General features: G+C 64.6%; 21 protein-coding genes. 11 read left to right on the forward strand and 10 right to left on the reverse strand.

Features of this window, described 5'->3' with window-relative positions; translation table 11 throughout:
- The first annotated feature begins 67 nt into the window (after nucleotides 1–67).
- Nucleotides 68–802: a hypothetical protein gene (locus MJO58_RS20290; protein WP_239720753.1), complete on the forward strand. Its 735-nt coding sequence runs from the start codon at nucleotides 68–70 to the stop codon at nucleotides 800–802.
- Nucleotides 803–854: 52 nt separating this feature from the next.
- On the opposite strand, the gene MJO58_RS20295 is transcribed toward MJO58_RS20290, so the two are convergent.
- Together MJO58_RS20295 and MJO58_RS20300 are read right to left on the reverse strand one after the other, a co-directional pair.
- On the reverse strand, nucleotides 855–1,835 hold the full coding sequence (locus tag MJO58_RS20295) for a fatty acid desaturase (protein ID WP_239720754.1): 981 nt from the start codon (nucleotides 1,833–1,835) through the stop codon (nucleotides 855–857).
- Between the two features lie 113 nt (nucleotides 1,836–1,948).
- Nucleotides 1,949–2,356, reverse strand: a complete 408-nt coding sequence (locus tag MJO58_RS20300) for a hypothetical protein (protein WP_090605172.1) — start codon at nucleotides 2,354–2,356, stop codon at nucleotides 1,949–1,951.
- 588 nt (nucleotides 2,357–2,944) lie between these two features.
- On the opposite strand from MJO58_RS20300, the gene MJO58_RS20305 reads away from it, so the two are divergent.
- Both MJO58_RS20305 and MJO58_RS20310 read left to right on the forward strand, forming a co-directional pair.
- Nucleotides 2,945–3,721: an aspartyl/asparaginyl beta-hydroxylase domain-containing protein gene (locus MJO58_RS20305; RefSeq protein WP_239720755.1), complete on the forward strand. Its 777-nt coding sequence runs from the start codon at nucleotides 2,945–2,947 to the stop codon at nucleotides 3,719–3,721.
- Nucleotides 3,722–3,739: 18 nt separating this feature from the next.
- Nucleotides 3,740–4,510 carry an aspartyl/asparaginyl beta-hydroxylase domain-containing protein gene (locus MJO58_RS20310; RefSeq protein ID WP_239720756.1) on the forward strand — a complete coding sequence of 257 codons (771 nt, stop codon included), beginning with the start codon at nucleotides 3,740–3,742 and terminating at the stop codon, nucleotides 4,508–4,510.
- Here the strand turns inward: MJO58_RS20310 and MJO58_RS20315 are convergent.
- A complete protein-coding gene (locus MJO58_RS20315; RefSeq protein ID WP_239720758.1) occupies nucleotides 4,507–4,986 on the reverse strand; it encodes a hypothetical protein in 480 nt (159 codons plus the stop codon). The genes MJO58_RS20310 and MJO58_RS20315 overlap by 4 nt on opposite strands.
- A 212-nt stretch (nucleotides 4,987–5,198) precedes the next feature.
- Between MJO58_RS20315 and MJO58_RS20320 the strand changes: the two genes are divergently transcribed.
- The gene (locus tag MJO58_RS20320) at nucleotides 5,199–5,918 is read left to right on the forward strand and encodes a metallophosphoesterase family protein (RefSeq protein WP_090605181.1); all 720 of its coding nucleotides are present in this window, start codon (nucleotides 5,199–5,201) and stop codon (nucleotides 5,916–5,918) included.
- A gap of 9 nt (nucleotides 5,919–5,927) precedes the next feature.
- Here the strand turns inward: MJO58_RS20320 and MJO58_RS20325 are convergent, their stop codons facing one another.
- Nucleotides 5,928–6,404: a cyclic nucleotide-binding domain-containing protein gene (locus MJO58_RS20325; protein ID WP_175364511.1), complete on the reverse strand. Its 477-nt coding sequence runs from the start codon at nucleotides 6,402–6,404 to the stop codon at nucleotides 5,928–5,930.
- Between the two features lie 105 nt (nucleotides 6,405–6,509).
- Nucleotides 6,510–7,076 carry a carboxymuconolactone decarboxylase family protein gene (locus MJO58_RS20330; RefSeq protein ID WP_239720760.1) on the reverse strand — a complete coding sequence of 189 codons (567 nt, stop codon included), beginning with the start codon at nucleotides 7,074–7,076 and terminating at the stop codon, nucleotides 6,510–6,512.
- A 45-nt stretch (nucleotides 7,077–7,121) separates the two neighbouring features.
- Between MJO58_RS20330 and MJO58_RS20335 the strand changes: the two genes are divergently transcribed.
- Nucleotides 7,122–7,910 carry an SDR family NAD(P)-dependent oxidoreductase gene (locus tag MJO58_RS20335; protein ID WP_090605189.1) on the forward strand — a complete coding sequence of 263 codons (789 nt, stop codon included), beginning with the start codon at nucleotides 7,122–7,124 and terminating at the stop codon, nucleotides 7,908–7,910.
- Nucleotides 7,911–7,971: 61 nt separating this feature from the next.
- Here the strand turns inward: MJO58_RS20335 and MJO58_RS20340 are convergent, their stop codons facing one another.
- Nucleotides 7,972–8,784 (reverse strand): SDR family NAD(P)-dependent oxidoreductase, encoded by an 813-nt coding sequence (locus MJO58_RS20340; RefSeq protein WP_090605191.1) that lies wholly within the window; start codon nucleotides 8,782–8,784, stop codon nucleotides 7,972–7,974.
- Between the two features lie 87 nt (nucleotides 8,785–8,871).
- Here MJO58_RS20340 and MJO58_RS20345 point away from each other — a divergent pair, with 87 nt between their 5' ends.
- The 4 genes from MJO58_RS20345 (at nucleotide 8,872) to MJO58_RS20360 (ending at nucleotide 11,475) form a co-directional block, all read left to right on the forward strand.
- Complete coding sequence (locus MJO58_RS20345; RefSeq protein ID WP_090605194.1) at nucleotides 8,872–9,861, forward strand: NAD-dependent epimerase/dehydratase family protein; 990 nt, start codon at nucleotides 8,872–8,874, stop codon at nucleotides 9,859–9,861.
- 11 nt (nucleotides 9,862–9,872) lie between these two features.
- Entirely contained in the window at nucleotides 9,873–10,448 is a 576-nt protein-coding gene (locus MJO58_RS20350; protein ID WP_090605196.1) for a TetR/AcrR family transcriptional regulator, read from the forward strand.
- 68 nt (nucleotides 10,449–10,516) lie between these two features.
- Nucleotides 10,517–10,864, forward strand: coding sequence for a DUF732 domain-containing protein (locus tag MJO58_RS20355; protein WP_239720761.1), 348 nt, complete (start codon nucleotides 10,517–10,519; stop codon nucleotides 10,862–10,864).
- A 176-nt stretch (nucleotides 10,865–11,040) separates the two neighbouring features.
- Nucleotides 11,041–11,475 (forward strand): hypothetical protein, encoded by a 435-nt coding sequence (locus MJO58_RS20360; RefSeq protein ID WP_239720762.1) that lies wholly within the window; start codon nucleotides 11,041–11,043, stop codon nucleotides 11,473–11,475.
- A 16-nt stretch (nucleotides 11,476–11,491) separates the two neighbouring features.
- Here the strand turns inward: MJO58_RS20360 and MJO58_RS20365 are convergent, their stop codons facing one another.
- The gene (locus MJO58_RS20365; protein ID WP_090609510.1) at nucleotides 11,492–12,097 is read right to left on the reverse strand and encodes a DUF1345 domain-containing protein; all 606 of its coding nucleotides are present in this window, start codon (nucleotides 12,095–12,097) and stop codon (nucleotides 11,492–11,494) included.
- 406 nt (nucleotides 12,098–12,503) lie between these two features.
- Between MJO58_RS20365 and MJO58_RS20370 the strand changes: the two genes are divergently transcribed.
- Nucleotides 12,504–12,803, forward strand: coding sequence for a DUF732 domain-containing protein (locus MJO58_RS20370; RefSeq protein WP_239720763.1), 300 nt, complete (start codon nucleotides 12,504–12,506; stop codon nucleotides 12,801–12,803).
- 19 nt (nucleotides 12,804–12,822) lie between these two features.
- Here MJO58_RS20370 and MJO58_RS20375 read toward each other — a convergent pair whose 3' ends face one another.
- From MJO58_RS20375 to MJO58_RS20385, 3 genes are read right to left on the reverse strand one after another with little or no spacing between them, the layout of a single operon-like run.
- The gene (locus tag MJO58_RS20375; protein WP_217493142.1) at nucleotides 12,823–13,332 is read right to left on the reverse strand and encodes an Rv2253 family sensor-like surface protein; all 510 of its coding nucleotides are present in this window, start codon (nucleotides 13,330–13,332) and stop codon (nucleotides 12,823–12,825) included.
- A 58-nt stretch (nucleotides 13,333–13,390) separates the two neighbouring features.
- The gene (locus tag MJO58_RS20380) at nucleotides 13,391–13,921 is read right to left on the reverse strand and encodes a pyridoxamine 5'-phosphate oxidase family protein (RefSeq protein ID WP_239720764.1); all 531 of its coding nucleotides are present in this window, start codon (nucleotides 13,919–13,921) and stop codon (nucleotides 13,391–13,393) included.
- Nucleotides 13,922–13,951: 30 nt separating this feature from the next.
- The gene (locus MJO58_RS20385) at nucleotides 13,952–14,548 is read right to left on the reverse strand and encodes an NUDIX domain-containing protein (protein WP_434086252.1); all 597 of its coding nucleotides are present in this window, start codon (nucleotides 14,546–14,548) and stop codon (nucleotides 13,952–13,954) included.
- Between MJO58_RS20385 and MJO58_RS20390 the strand changes: the two genes are divergently transcribed.
- On the forward strand, nucleotides 14,547–14,918 hold the full coding sequence (locus MJO58_RS20390) for a nuclear transport factor 2 family protein (protein ID WP_090605208.1): 372 nt from the start codon (nucleotides 14,547–14,549) through the stop codon (nucleotides 14,916–14,918). The genes MJO58_RS20385 and MJO58_RS20390 overlap by 2 nt on opposite strands.
- Nucleotides 14,919–14,984: the final 66 nt, after the last annotated feature.

Here is a 14,984-nt window from a genome sequence, read left to right on the forward strand (position 1 = left end):
AGATCGCGACCGGAGATATTGCTAGTCGCACTCGCAAAACATCACCGACGGTGCTTTACTTGCCGCCATGACGTCTCACCGACACCGGGTCGCCGCAACCCTGGGGATTTTCGGGGTGATCCTCATCGCAGTGGCCTGCGGCACCGGGCCGACAACCGCCCCGGCGGCATCGGTCACCGCCCGAGTTGTGGCGACCCACCTGCGGGGCAAACGGTACTGCGAGGTCCTTCTCGTCCGCGCGGGCCTGGCCGGGTTATCGGCTGATGTGTACAACTCCTATGGGCTCAACGACTGCCCGCAATCGCGTTGGGCGACACTGGATGCCGACAAGATCGCCGACGACAACGGCGCGCTGACCGCGGTACTCAGCGGACCGCGGTACTGGCTGGTGGACTCCATCGCCAAGGACGGTGCGGCAGGCCAAACCACGACCTTCGGCGGGATCGCGATGCGCAAGGATGCCACCGTCGACATCGGCAATCCGGTGACGGCCGCGCGGCCTTACACCCCGCACCTGGTGAATCGCGGGACTGAGTTCAACTTCGACGCTGGGCGGCAAGTCTACGAACTGGTGGAACCGAACGGGACGCGCTGGGTCATGCAGAGTTGGAGCCAGAAGACCGACCCCACACTCTCACCGGCCGATCTACCGGGTCTGGCATCCCGGCTGACGCCTCCGGCCGGATGGAAATACGACGTCCGGACCCTATCCGTACCGCTGCATGTCCTCACCACCACGACCAGCGCGTACGTCCTGCAGGACAACCTCAACAACAGCTACTCACGGCAGAACTCCACCTGACGCGGATTGGGTTTCGCCCCGACGTTGTCAACGCCCTTGTCTCCCTTTGGGTTTAGCGTTGCTCGGTGGAGTGCTCGACAACGTTGGGTTGACGAAGACCGGGCGCATCAGCCGAGATCGGGCCACGCAGTTGCCGCGCGGTGGCCGTGAACCAGCCGAGATGGAATTCGTCGCCGTCGGCCAAAAACGCCGAGCGGAGTTCGTACCACGGCAGGCCCGGATGCCGGTGATGCACGCCATGCAAATTGAATGCGAGGAGCAACCGTTCCAGGAGTCCGGGCAGCCGGAGGTTCAGCGCCTCCAACCGCGCGTCCAGGCGGGTGCCGTAGTGGTAGGCGTTGTCCGCGATGGAGATCAGCACCGCGCGGGCGACGAGCGCGGCGACGAGCATCCAGACGTGCCGACCGTAGGCGAAGCCCGCCGCCACGTACACCAGGACCACCGAAACCGCATCCGCACGGAACTCGCGGAGGTGCCGTCGGCTGATGCCCTCGAGCAACATGCCGGCGAACGTGTCGGGCGAATCGAGCAGGCGCGCCAGGTAGCGCCAGAGCCGGCGCGGCGCGGCGACGAGTAACACCGAAGCGGCCTCGATGACGTAAAGCCCACCGAGAAGATGCAGGTAGTAACCAGGAGCCGCGGCCGCCCAACTCGAGGTTGCCGGATCATAGATCTCGGTCCGTTCCCGGCGGGTCCGGTTGTAGCGGTGATGCAGGAGATGAGCGGACTTGAGCAGCACGAAAGGTGCACCATAGCCGATGGCAAGTACCCGCCCGAACCGGTCGTTCCATGGCCTGTGGCCGATCAAAGTGCCGTGGATGGCTTCGTGGATCAGCGACCAGAACGGCATTGAGAGCAGCGCGATCGGTACTAGCAGCCATCCGAAGGCCGCATCTGCCGGCAGCATCCAGAGCGGCAGGACCACCAGCTGGAGGACGAGGCCGGCCAGTGTCGCCACCACCACGCACGAGGTGACGCTGCCAGACCCACCGTCTTGGGTGGCCCGCCAGACCGACGAGTGGACTAGTGCCATTATCGCCTGCTCCCCTGTTCAGGATCTGTTGACGCGTGACGGAGCTGATTCGGTTCACCGTTGAACCGCTTGGTCTGACCTCGGCCTCGGTACGCATGGCTGCGGCCGCGCACTCAGCGAACGGATGCCCCGTGGGTGCCTGCGCCGCGCCTGGCTAGCACGAGCAGTGCACCGGCATAGAGGAAGTCGGACGCGGTGCCAATGATCACGGGCGGTGCAATAGTCACCACGATGTTCGGGGTGCCCGCCAGCGCATGGCCCAGATAGAGCCAAACCGCACTCAGTGTCGAAGTTCCGAGCGCGGCCAACCAGAAGCCGCGCACGGGATTCGACGGCCAGCGGAAAAGCCGTTCCAGGATCAGCGCCGCCACCAGGGTCGCGATCACGCTCAGTGCTAGCTGCGCGAAGCCCGCGTGCATCTCCGCGGCCAAGCCGAGCCGGTGGTGAGTAAACGCCGCCCAGCAACCGTATGCCACGCCCCCGATCAGCGCGGCCAACACTGGCCGGGCATGCTCGCTCATGCGCACCCGGCGACTGGCCCGTGCCCGATCGGCCTGAGCACTTTTGTGACAAGCAATTTGATGGAAGGTGTATTTACGGTACAAGAATTTATCGCGCCGAAAACTGCGGTACGCATGACAACCCTTTTTCTCGGGTACGTTAAGCATTGATTCAGCTTGCCGCTATTGCTTTCTTCGCGGATATCCTCGCACCGCCCCGGGTTATCCGCAACGACCTTGGCCTCCAAATCTTGCGTTTCGGGCGAGTGGTAGCCACCGGTGGGTAAGACAACCTGTCAGTCTCGTTGCCATTGCGTGGCCAGTCAGTGACGAAACGTGTTGGCATGTAAGTGTGTTGAGCGGCGGCCCAGGTTGCGGTTAGGGTTGGTGCGCAGCCTTCGAGGGTTGGCCATAACCGGCCCCTATGCATTTCGCTCGACGGTGTGTGCCGTTGACGTGATCGACCCACGCGACTAGCGTTTGGCCGTTCGACGATATGTAATGCGTGATAGTGGCGACAGAAAGGCTGAATTCATGGCACGTTCGGTCCGGCGCACCGCGGGTGTCGAAGACACTTTGAGCCGGCCTGGACTCGTGAATCGAGCGTTGATGGGTGTCGCCGAATGGGCTCAGGAGCTCAACGAGAAGTACTCGAAACTCGGTAATCGACCCGTGTATAACGTCGGCGACTTTCCGTGGGCGATGGACGTCGAGCGCGAGTGGCACCACATCCGCACCGAACTCGACAGCCTGCTTACCCGCAAGGAGGAATTGCCCGGCTGCCACGAGATCTTGAGTGAGCTGCGCTCGATCAGCACCGACCGCGACTGGAAAACGTTTGTCTTCGCCTGCTATGGCGCCAAGTCGGATGAGGCCATTCGTCGGTGTCCGCAAACCTGGCGCATCCTGCAGACGATCCCCGGCATGAAGACGGCGATGTTCTCGGTGCTCGAGCCAGGAAAGCACCTCAAGCCGCATCGCGGACCCTACAACGGCGTGCTGCGCCTGCACCTCGGCCTGCTCGTGCCGGACGCGCCGCCCCGCACGGTCGCGATCAGGGTGGACGACACAGTCTGCGAGTGGGACGAAGGCAAGGTCCTGATCTTCGACGACTCCTACGAGCACGAGGCGTGGAACCGTTCCGACGATACCCGCGTCGTGCTGTTCGTGGACTTCGTTAAGCCGCTGCGTTTCCCGGCCTCCTTCGTCAATTGGCTGCTCCTCAACATCGCAGCCTTCACCCCATTCATCAGGGAGGGGAAGAAGGCTCATAAGGAATGGGAGAAGGGCTTTTACCGAAACGGGGACTCGTTGGAGACTGGCGCGCCGTCAGCGCCCGCCAGTCTCCAACGAGTCCCGACGCACCGCTCGAGCCGCACGGTATAAGGCGTACGAGCGATCGGAATGTTCTCGAGGACAGTCGAATACAAGATGGTAAGGCTCAAGTCCGGCCGCGAACTGATCATCACCTTCGGCCTCTGGCTGTTACCGATCGTCGACCGGATCATGATGCGGTTCGCCGCAACTGAGGAATACCAGGTCTTCCCGAACGAGGTTTTCGCCTGGACGACCGACCTCGCCGAGAACTGGACCGCCATCCGTGACGAGGCGCAGGAGTTGATGCGCGACCCGATGGCCGTACCCGCGTTGCGCGACGTTTCGGTCGATCACGAAAAGATCGCGGTCGATGGCCGCTGGCGCTCCTTTTTCCTGTGGGGCTACGGGATCCGCAGCGACGTGAACTGCGCCCGCTGTCCAGAGACGGCGCGGGCCCTCGAGCGCATCCCGGGCCTATTGACCGCTATGTACTCGGTGATGCTGCCCGGCGCGCATGTGCCGCGCCACACCGGGCCGACCAAGGCCATCGTCACCGCCCACCTGGGCCTCATGGTGCCGCGCGACCGCCAGAAATGTCGGATGGCAATCGGCGACCATGAGGTGGTATGGCAAGAGGGCCAAATCTCGATCTTCGACGACATGTTCCCGCACGAGGTGTGGAACAACACCGAGGATCACCGCGTCATCTTGCTACTCCACGTGAAGCGCCCGCTGCGCTTCCCCGGCTCGCTGGTGCGCGACGCCTTGTTCGCGCTGTTGCGGGCGAGCCCGTTCGTGCGCGACGGGGTGCGCAACATCGAGCAGTGGCACGAGACGCAAACTGCCGCAACGGATTAACGGTGCGTCTTAGTCGTGACCGTCGACTGCCAGATTGTCACCGCCAGCAGCGTGATGAAGGCGACGGCGCCGAGCAACGCCGACAGGGCATGTGCAATCTCCCATGTCTGCCGAAAAGAAGTCCAGTCTGCAGGTAGCGTGCCCGGTGTCCAGCCGGCCACTTCGGCGTTCACCGGCCGGTTTCCGAAGTAGTAGCTGACTAGCGTGCCGAACAGGCACAGCGAGGAAAAGGCGGGCGCGATGGCGCCGCAGGGCCGCCGCCGCGACAACATGGCATCGCCCCCGCTGGCCACCAGGCCGACGATTTCGGCGGCGCCGCCGACGACGGCGAAGCCCCCGTAAAAAGTGTGCTGCACAATCAGCCAAGTCGGACCATCTAGCCCGCGGCTGCCCGGCGATTGCAAGACATGCGCCAGGGTCAGGCCGAAGACGAGCGAGCTGGCCAACAGACCGGTGAATCGAAGTGCTCTGTGCATTGGGGTCACGAAGCCGAGGTACCCGTTTGTGCTCGATTGCACGGCGCTCGCTGACATGCCAGCCGTAAGGACGGCGTCAGGCGAGTTGTAATCGGCTGTGCAGCAATGCCATTGTTAGCAGCTCTATCGGTCAGCGCAAATCCATCCGGCGGTCGGTTCGACTTCGCCACCCGCTAACCCGGCCGCCGCACCAGGACGCGTAGCCTGACGCCGTGCGGATTCTTGCCGCGTCCGATTTGCACTACCGCCTGGCTCACTACGACTGGCTCGTCGCGCAGGCACCCTCAGCGGACATTGTCGCGATCGTCGGTGATCTCGCTGACGCGGTCAGTGCCGTGCCGCTCGAGGTGCAGATCGTCGTGCTCGAACGCTATCTGGATCGGTTGGCAGACGTCGCCGCGGTTCTGGTTGTTTCCGGCAATCACGACCTGGACGGCCCTGGTGAACACGGCGAGCAAGTCGCCTCGTGGCTGCGCCGATCGCGGGCCGGGCGCTTCTTCTCCGACGGCCAAAGCGTCGATATCGACCGATACCGCTTCACCATGTGCCCATGGTGGGACGGCGAAATCACCAAGAAGGCGGTGGCGCAGCAGCTAGCGACGGCCGCCGTCGAGCGGCCCGAGTGCTGGGTCTGGCTACACCACGCGCCGCCTGCCGGCACAGTGCTGTGTAACGACGGGCGGCGGGTCTTCGCCGATGCGGATCTGGCGGCCTGGATTGCCCAGTACGAACCCGATATGGTCCTCAGCGGCCACATTCACCAGGCGCCATGGGTCAAGGGCGGGTCCTGGCACGATCGTCTCGGCCAGACCCTGGTCTTCAATGCCGGCAAGCAGGCGGGCATGGTTCCGCCGCACATCATGATCGACACCGAAGCCGGTACCGCCGACTGGTTCGGGGTGTTCGGCGGCGAATCGATCTGCCTCAAATAGCGGCGATCATCAGCCGTCGGGGTCGCGAACCGAGCCGGGCCGGACCGCCGCGTGGTGGTGCACCAACGTGTCGACGATCTGTCCGAGCATGCCCAGGTGGCCCACTTCGTCGGCCAACTGCTCCTTGACGTCGACGAGATAGCGGGTCAGGCCGTCCAGCCGCGACGCGGTCAAGCGCAGTACTGCCAGGGCGGCGCCGGGCCGTTCAGTAAGAAAGGTTTCCGGATCGTCGATGACGTGGCACTGCGTCTCGGAGCTCGCCCGAACGCTTGCCGTGGCCGGTTGACCGAGCACCAGCGCCATCTCGCCGAACACCGCGCCGGGAGTGTCAATCCGCGCGAAGGGCACATCGTCACGCTCGACCGTCACCGATCCGGATGTCAGGACGTAGAGGCGAGACGCCAGCCGGCCGGCTTCGATGATGAGTTCACCGGGTTGCCACGACTCTCGAGGGAGATCGGCGCACAAGGCCAGCAGGTCGCTCACTGCTGCAGTATGGATCATGCGCCGGGCTCACGCCCAGACAAATGTGGAACCATCCGCGTCGCACGAGGAAATACGTTGGCGTCGTTGCATTTTCGGCCCGCCGCCTCACACCGGCTTAGCGCTGTCGACCTGATCCCGGTCGTATGCGATGACCGGTGGCGAGTCGCCGTACACGTTGAGGGTGTGGATGAAGCGGTGCAACCCCATCACACCGGCACAGGTGAACCCAAGCTCGATGATCTGTGCGGCGGTGAAATGCTCGCCCAACCGCTTGTAGAACTCGTCGTCCATGGCGTGATGGTCGGCCGACAGCAGGTCGAGGAACTCGACCGCCATCTGCTCCTGCGGGGTGAGGTCGCCGTGGCCCGGTGCCAGCAGGCAGACGACGTCCTCGTCGGTGATCGACTCGTGCTTGCGCGATTGGCTGCAGGGTTCGCACTCACCGAGCTGCGCGCTGCGGATGCGCAATAACTCCAGGATCCGGCCGCCCAGCAGGGTGCCGGCGCCGAGGTGCGTTCGCGCCATGTTCACCTGTTCGAGCTGCGCGCTGCGATAGGCGAAGATCTGCAACGGCACCGGCGTCGCGTAGAGCCCGGCGGCAACGCCGGCATCGACGATTTCGCGGGAGTGCGCGCTGAGTTCTTCCATCGGGATTGGTGCAATACGCGGCATTAATTCAGGCTATCTTTTTTGTGCGGCACTGAAAAGGAGAACGCGATGTCCAGACTTGCCGGAAAGGTCGCAATAGTTACCGGAGGTGCCGGCGGGATTGGTGCGGCGACCGCGGCCGAATTGGCCCGCGAAGGCGCCGCCGTTGCGGTCGTCGATATCGACGAGGCCAAGGCCGATGGGGTAGCCGAGGGGATGCGGCGAACCGGCGCTCGAGCAATCGCCCTGGGCGGTGACCTCGCCGAGGAAGACGTGGCGAGGTCCGTGGTGCGGGCCACGGTGGCCGAGTTCGGCCGGGTCGATGTCCTGCACAACAACGCGGCGCTGACCGCCAGCAGCTTCTTGTCTCGCGACACCACGGTCTGCGAGATCTCGCTCGATGTCTGGCAGCGCTCGTTGCAGGTCAACCTCGGAAGTCAGCTGCTGATGTGCAAGTACGCCGTTCCCGAAATGCGCAGGGGCGGTGGAGGTTCGATCGTCAACATGTCGTCGGGCGCGGCGCTGTCGGGTGACCGCACCCGCTTGGCCTACGGCGTCTCGAAGGCGGGCGTGCACGCGCTGACGATGTATGTGGCCACCAGCGAGGGCAAGGGCGGCATCCGGGCGAACACCGTCGTGCCCGGCTTGATCATGACCGACGCCGTGCGCGCACACCTGTCCCCCGACATCGTCGACGGTCTGGGCCGAGCCACCCTGACGCCGTACGTCGGACAACCAAAAGACGTCGCAGAACTCGTTGTTTTTCTGGCTTCCGAGCAGTCCCGCTACATCACCGGACAAATGATTTCGATTGACGGCGGAATGTCAGCACATGTCGCAATGAATACCAGCGATTAATTAATCGCAGCATTTATCAACACAACCGCCATTGTGACCGGCGGACGTGAATTAACGAATTTTATTGAGTTGTCGGCCCGAGCGCGTATACACCGGTCTCCGGGTGGTGATACCAGCCGCTGGCGGCCTGCGTGCCACCGTCGACATGGATCGTTTGGCCGGTGATGTAGCTGGACATCTCAGACGCGAGAAATACTGCCGCGCCGGCCATTTCGTCCACGTGACCCGCGCGCCCCATCGGAACCGTGAGTCCGAAGCGCTGCTCGGAGCCCGGCGGCGCGATCGCCTTGATGCCCTCGGTCAGCGTGATATCGGGGGCCAGCGCGTTGACGCGGATGCCGTGCGGAGCGAGTTCGAGCGCGGCGGTCTTGGTGTAGTTGATGACGCCCGCTTTGGCGGCCGCATACGTCGCGTAACCCGGGGCGGCACGCACTCCCTCGATCGAGGTGACGCTGATGATGCTGCCGGGCAGTTTCTGCTCGACGAGGATGCGGGCCACCCGTTGGGTGCACAGGTACACATGGCGCAGATTCGACTTGTAGAGGGCGTCCCACCCGTTTTCGGTGGTCTCGAGGATCCCCGACCAGAAAACGCCGCCGGCATTGTTGACCAGGATCGTCACCGTGCCGAGCTGGCCCGACGTCTGCTCCAGCGCGGCGTCCACCGCGGCGCTGTCGCGCACATCGACGGGGATCCCGAGAGCACCGATCTGCTCGGCGGCGGACGCACACGTATCGGGGTTGCGCTCCCAAATCGCGACCCGTGCGCCAAATGCCTTCAGCCCGGCCGCGATGCCACGGCCGATGCCGGCGCCACCACCGGTGACGACGGCCACGCGATCGGTCAGGAGCACGCTGGTGGGATCGAGTGCCATGGCCTCGACTATAGAACATTCCCATTTCACGGTTTACAGTTCTCACTAAATATGTTCGATATGTAACGCAGTCCGAGGGAGGCCGCGATGGCCAGCACGATCTTCGTCACCGGCGCCACCGGTCAAACCGGCGGCAACGTCTGCCAGCAGCTGATCGAGCGTGGCGACCACGTCCGCGCCCTGGTACGCGATCCCGGCGCGGCCACCGCGCTGGCCGACATCGGCGTCGAATTGGTCAAGGGCGATATCAGCGACGCCGACGATGTGCGGGGCGCCGCCAAGGGCGCCGAGGCGGCGATCCACTGTGCCGCGCTGCTGGGCGGCGCGAGCCAGGACCTGGAGGATTTCCAGGCCGTCAACTTGGTCGGCACCACGAACGTCCTGGATGCGGCGAAGGCCCACGGGATGCGCCGGGTCGTCGCGCTGAGCACGGCCACCTTCCTCGATCTGAGCACGGGCGTCGATTTCGAAGAGGCGCCGGTGCTGAAGAACCCGCCCGGCGATCCCTACACCGTCACCAAGCTCGCCGCCTTCGAGGAGGCCCACCGGCGCGCGGCTGCCGGCGATGACGTGCTGACGTGTCACCCGGGCGCCATCTTCGGGCCCGGCCTGGTGGTGGAACGGGCATTGCACCGCACCAGTTTCAACCGGGTGCTATTGGCGGGTATGCGCGGAAAGATCAAGCGCTACTTAGCCTTTCCGGTGACCTGGGTAGCCGGAGCGGATGTCGCGAAGGGCTCGATCGCCGCTCTGGACGACGGGGTGGCCGGCGAGCGCTACCTGTTGGTCGGCCGGCCCGAGGACACCTTCAGCACAGCGGGCGGCATCAACCGCGCTTGCGAGGTCGCCGGAATCGACCACCGCGTCGAGGACCTCGACTACCGCACCGACCCCGAGGCGCTGACCGCCGAATTCGGGCCCACTTTGATGGCCATCGCGGAAGCCGCGGCGCGCAGCGAGCGCAAGCCCCGAACCACGACCAACCTGACCGCCCGTCGCCTCGGATACGCGCCGATGTCGTTTGACGATGGGTTGCGGCTGTTGATCTCGTGGCTACGCAAACTCGGCAAACTGTAGGGGCCGCCACGGTGTCGACCGCCGAATCACGCAGACCCCGTTCAGATCACGGAGATCTGTCCGACCGAATCCTGGACGCGGCGGAGCGGCTGATCTTCCGGACCGGCGCCCGCAAATTGTCGCTGTCGGACGTCGCGACGCTGGCCGGAGTGTCACGGCCCACCATCTACCGGTACTTCGTGTCCAAAGAAGAGCTCATCGACGCGATGGGAAAGCGCGAACGCCGTCGATTCAGTACAGCGATGGACGACGCGATGTCCGGAGTCGTCGGTGTCGCGCGCTTGGCGGCGGCGGTCGACGTCGTCGCGGGGTTCCTCGAAGCTCAGCCGCCCGGGCGGCTGCTCGACCTCGAGCCGGGTTTCGCGCACGACCAGATGGCCGCGGCACTACCCATGATCACCGAGGGGCTGGTTCGGGTTTTGCAGCGCTGCGCCCGCGAGGGGGCGCTGGCCGCGGCGGTGGATCCCCGCGACCTTGCCGGCGCTATCGCACGGACTGCCTTGAGCCACTACATATTTCCCGAAACTGATCGGGCCGCGGCTCGTCGACAGATCCGGGCCGCCGCGGGTCTCGCCGGGCGCCCATGATTGCCAAGGGAACTCAACGGCTATCCCGACTTTCTTTGTTCTTCATACGTTTGGCGCACAATGACTCCATGTCCACACCCGCCTGGCTGGTCAGAATTACCGCCCCCGCACTGGTTGGTGCCGCCCTGGTTGCGAGCGCACCGATGGCGACTGCCGATCCCGTCAATGACGGATACCTTGCTCAACTGCGCGCCGCCGGCCTGTCTTGGCCGCCGGGACACGAGGAAGCCCTGATCGGGATGGCCCAGCTCATCTGTGACGATCTCGGCTGGGGCTGGACGGCAGACCAGATATCCCGGGACGTGCACGCCAACTTGGACCCGAGAGGCATCGCGGTCGGTGACGTCGCAGCCATGGTCGGCATCGCGCACGCGACCTATTGCCCTAACCAGAGGTGCTGGGCGCCGCACTGCTGAGTGCCGCGGCCCGGCAGCGACGCATGTCGATTTCATAGAACCTTTCGGTACAGCCGACCAATTTGTCTTTCAATTCGATATGCGTTTCAGCGCAGAGCGATCCTCGCTATTAGTTTGCTGATACGTTCTCGTCAGGTGGCCGCGCGACGGTAAAACCACGACATGAGGGCATAAAGATGAGGATCAGCATATTCATCGCGGCGACTGCATTCTTTGCTGGCGTGGCCACGTTGCCGGTACCCCCAGCCAAGGCCGAGCCACTGGCCGCGGCCGACGACACGAGAATGAACGGCGTCTACCGCTACGCCGACGAGGACGGCGACACCGGAATGTGGACCATCAACACCACCTGCAAGCAGGTCTGCGTCGCGCACGTGACGACCGCGCCGGATCAAGGGTTCAACGCCCCGTTCATTGACGGCGAGTACAGCGTGACCCGCACCATCCCGGAGGCCGCGATCTGTGCGAACGACAACAGCTTGCATCCGGTCACCGTTCACCAATCATGGGACCCGCTGACGCTCACCGGCCTTGCCGTCTTCCTGGATAGCACCGCGCCCTGCGGCCTCACCGACCCGCACGACACCTTTACCCTCACGAGAATCGGCTAGCTGCACCAGGTTTCGATCACACCTTGGAGCCCAGCCCTGCGATCAAATTGATCGTGACCGCCAGGACCACCGCGCCCAGCAGGTAGGACACCAGGGCTTGTCGCAACACCGTCGCCCGGATGGACGTCAGGTTGATCTCGGTGTCTGACACCTGGTACGTCATGCCGACGGTGAAGGCGACATACGCGAAGTCCTGAAACCGCGGCGGCTCCGGATCATGGAAGTCGATGCCGCCGGGAACGCCGGAATAGTAGAGGCGCGCGTAGTGCACGGTGAATAGCGTGTGCACGGCGAACCAGGACGCCGCGACGCTCAAAACGCCGACGATGGCCGCTTGGAGGGCCTCGGCGCCGGAACGCGACCCGGCGGCCACCACATACCCGACACCGCCCAGGCTGGCCACGCTTGCGGTCAGGATGATCGCGTCGGCGAGCCAGCGGGTTGGGTCTTCTCGCGTCGCCCACACGCGGGTTTGGTCAGCGTCCATTCCGCGCAGGATGAGCTGCGTCCACACCACATACACTCCGGCGGCGGTGATCCAACCGACCAACGCATACCGCGAACCGAGGGCATGTCCCACCAGGAAGGCGACGACAACACCGAGCACCACGACCACGGCCATCCGAACCGCGACGGTGTCGCGGAACAACTTCACCAGGGACGTCACATTCCCGACCTAACCATTATCCGGTAGCGGCACTCGGGAGAAACTCCGAAAAAGATATGATTGCCGCCGGGCACTATTTCGCGAGTATGCGAAAGTTCCGGCATTTCATGTCGCAGCCTGGCCATTTGCTGAGAACCAGCATCGCGCGTCACCAATGGCCGCCCCCGCTTTGGCCTCGCAAGGCCCCGTAGACGCCGCGCCCAGCGAAGTATCCGTCACGGACATGGGGAGCCGGTTCGCGCCCGCGCGGCGGCAAGCATGGCGCGAGCCTTTGCCCGCTTCGTCAATTCGCCGCGCAGACCCGCGTCACGAACCGCATAATGATGCCGTTGCACCGCCCCTCCCAAACAAGGAGCCGACCATGATTTCTGCTCGCAAACTGTGCTTGTTGACGGTCCCCGCAATTGCTGCTGCCGCGTTGACCGTGGGCACCGGGATTGCGGTCGCCGACGATGACGCCTACCTCGCACAGATCAAGAAGATCGGCCTCACCGGGGACCCCACCGGGTTGATCCAGCTCGGGCACTTGATCTGCGTCGACCGCGCCGCCGGCGAGACCCCAGATCAGCTGGCCCAGGTGGTGCAGAGTAAGAACCCGGGGATCAGCCTCAGCGACGCAACCGGCGTTGTGAGCGCCGCGGAATCCAACTACTGCCCGTAACCAGGTGAGCGCGCCGCGGCTATTGCGGGCCCGCTGAAAACGCTGCCACCGGCATCTCCACCGTCCCGCGGCATGGGCCGCTGGCGATGTCGGTGTGCCAGGCGCCTCGCAGCGTCCCGTCCGGTTGCGGCGTGTAGAACGCCCACGACTTCGCGGGTGCCCAGACTTTCGGAACCCCTTCGCCCAGGTAGCAATCCCACTGAAAATCGAAGTGCTCCACCCAGCGGGCGCCATCCCATGTGTAGTGAGACGGCTGGGGCAACGTCGGGTTTTTCGGGACAGGCCCGTTCGTGGCGGTGGCGACGCACTTGCCCGACGCGCACGACGTCACGAAGACGTAGTCCGCGCTGAAGGTCGGTTCGGCTTGACCGGCTGCCACGCTGGTGCCGGTCTTGTTCACGGCGTACCTCACCAACGAGTACTTGCCGTTCCAGACCGGTGTCGCCGCGTGCACCGAGATCGCGGGTACCCCAAGGATCGCGACGATGCCGAGCACCACGGCCAGGTAACGCGAACACACCGTGCCCATGGTGCGGACTCGATGACGCGACGCGGTATCGGCGCGGACACGATCGGGCGGTAATGCCTCAGTCCAGGCGAAACTTCGTCGCGCCGAACGGTTCCGATGTGCCCATCGCGAACACGGCCGACGGCTGCGCGCGATAGACATGCCAGGGCGGCGGACCCGCCGACGGCGCACTGTACTCGGCCGTGAGCGCATCGCCGTCGACCCGGGCGGGCCACCCGGATTGAACGAAAGCCTCTGCAACAGAGGCTAATTCGTCGCCGTCGGTGATCTTTTCGGCGGTGCCCTCGAAGACGAGGTCGAATTGATCGGTGGCGATGCTGACCACACATCTGCGGTCGCGGGCCAGGTTACGAGACTTCCGGGTCGCGGATCCGGACGTGAAATACCAGCTGCCGTGGTGCGTGATCACCCCCACCGGCCGTACGTGCGGACTGCCGTCGGGATTGATCGTCGTGAGCCACGCCGTATGGCGTTGCGGACCACCGCTACCCGGCGCCTGCGTCAGTTGGGTGTCCAGCACCGCTTCCACCCGGGCCCACTCGATGGTCGGCGCTGCGTAGCCGTCGAGATTGCGCGCTCTGATCGTCATAACCTACTTGACCGGCACCGGCACCGAAACTCATCGCCCGTGCAGCAGGAACAGCCCGTAGGCCGCCACGGATTGCGAATCGGCGATCACGGCCGAGCGGATCATCTCCTCGACGTCTTCGCGGGCGAACCATGCGCTGCGCATGTCCTGCTCCTCGTGCTCGAGGGCGGCTTGACCCTCGGAGATCCCGGTGGCCAGGAACACCCAGCCCCGCTGACTGGTCATACCGGGAGCGACGTCGAGCAGGCCGAGTGCCTCGAACGACGTCGCGCTCAACCCGGTTTCCTCGCGCAGCTCGCGCGCTGCCAGCTCGGCGGGCTCGGTTTCGGTCAGATCGGGCGCCGTGCCCTGCGGGAACTCCCAGCGGCGCGCGCCCACCGGATAGCGGAACTGCTCGACGAGCCGGAATCGGCGTCCGTCATAGGGAATCACCAGCGCATACGTCGGCTTGTCCACCACGGCGTAGATGCCGGGGCTGCCATCGGGGCGGCGAATCTCGTCCTCCCGGAAGATCAGCCACGGATTCCGGTAGATCTCGCGCGATGCGACGCGTTCGATGAAAGCCACGTTGCAAGTATCACCAACCCGAAGCGACCGCCAGGGCGAACAGGTAGCGTCCGAAGCCATGCCTTCCCAAGAAGCCATCACCGAGACCGTCAACAGCTACCTCGCACACGTCGCCAGCGGCGCGACCGACGAGATTGTGAACCTCTACTCCGCCGACGCCACCATCGAGGATCCGGCCGGATCGGAAGTCCGGCGCGGCCAAGACGCGGTACGTGAGTTCTACACGGCGTTCCAAGATGCCAAGAAAGATACCGAACTCGCCGAAATACGGGTTGGCGGCAACGAAGCGGCGTTCTACTGGCACCTGACGCTCGATGCCGGTGACACCCGCACCCGAATCTCGCCCATTTCGCTGATGACATTCGACGACGACGCGAAGATCACGTCGATGCGGGCGTTCTGGGGACCTTCCGACGTTCGTGTGCTGTAGCGCAAAACCATTACAGCCCAAGAAAATACGGACCCAGCGCCGGGCTGGCCGTCGCCCCGACCGGTG

This window comes from Mycobacterium lentiflavum (assembly GCF_022374895.2).
GTDB lineage: Bacteria > Actinomycetota > Actinomycetes > Mycobacteriales > Mycobacteriaceae > Mycobacterium > Mycobacterium lentiflavum.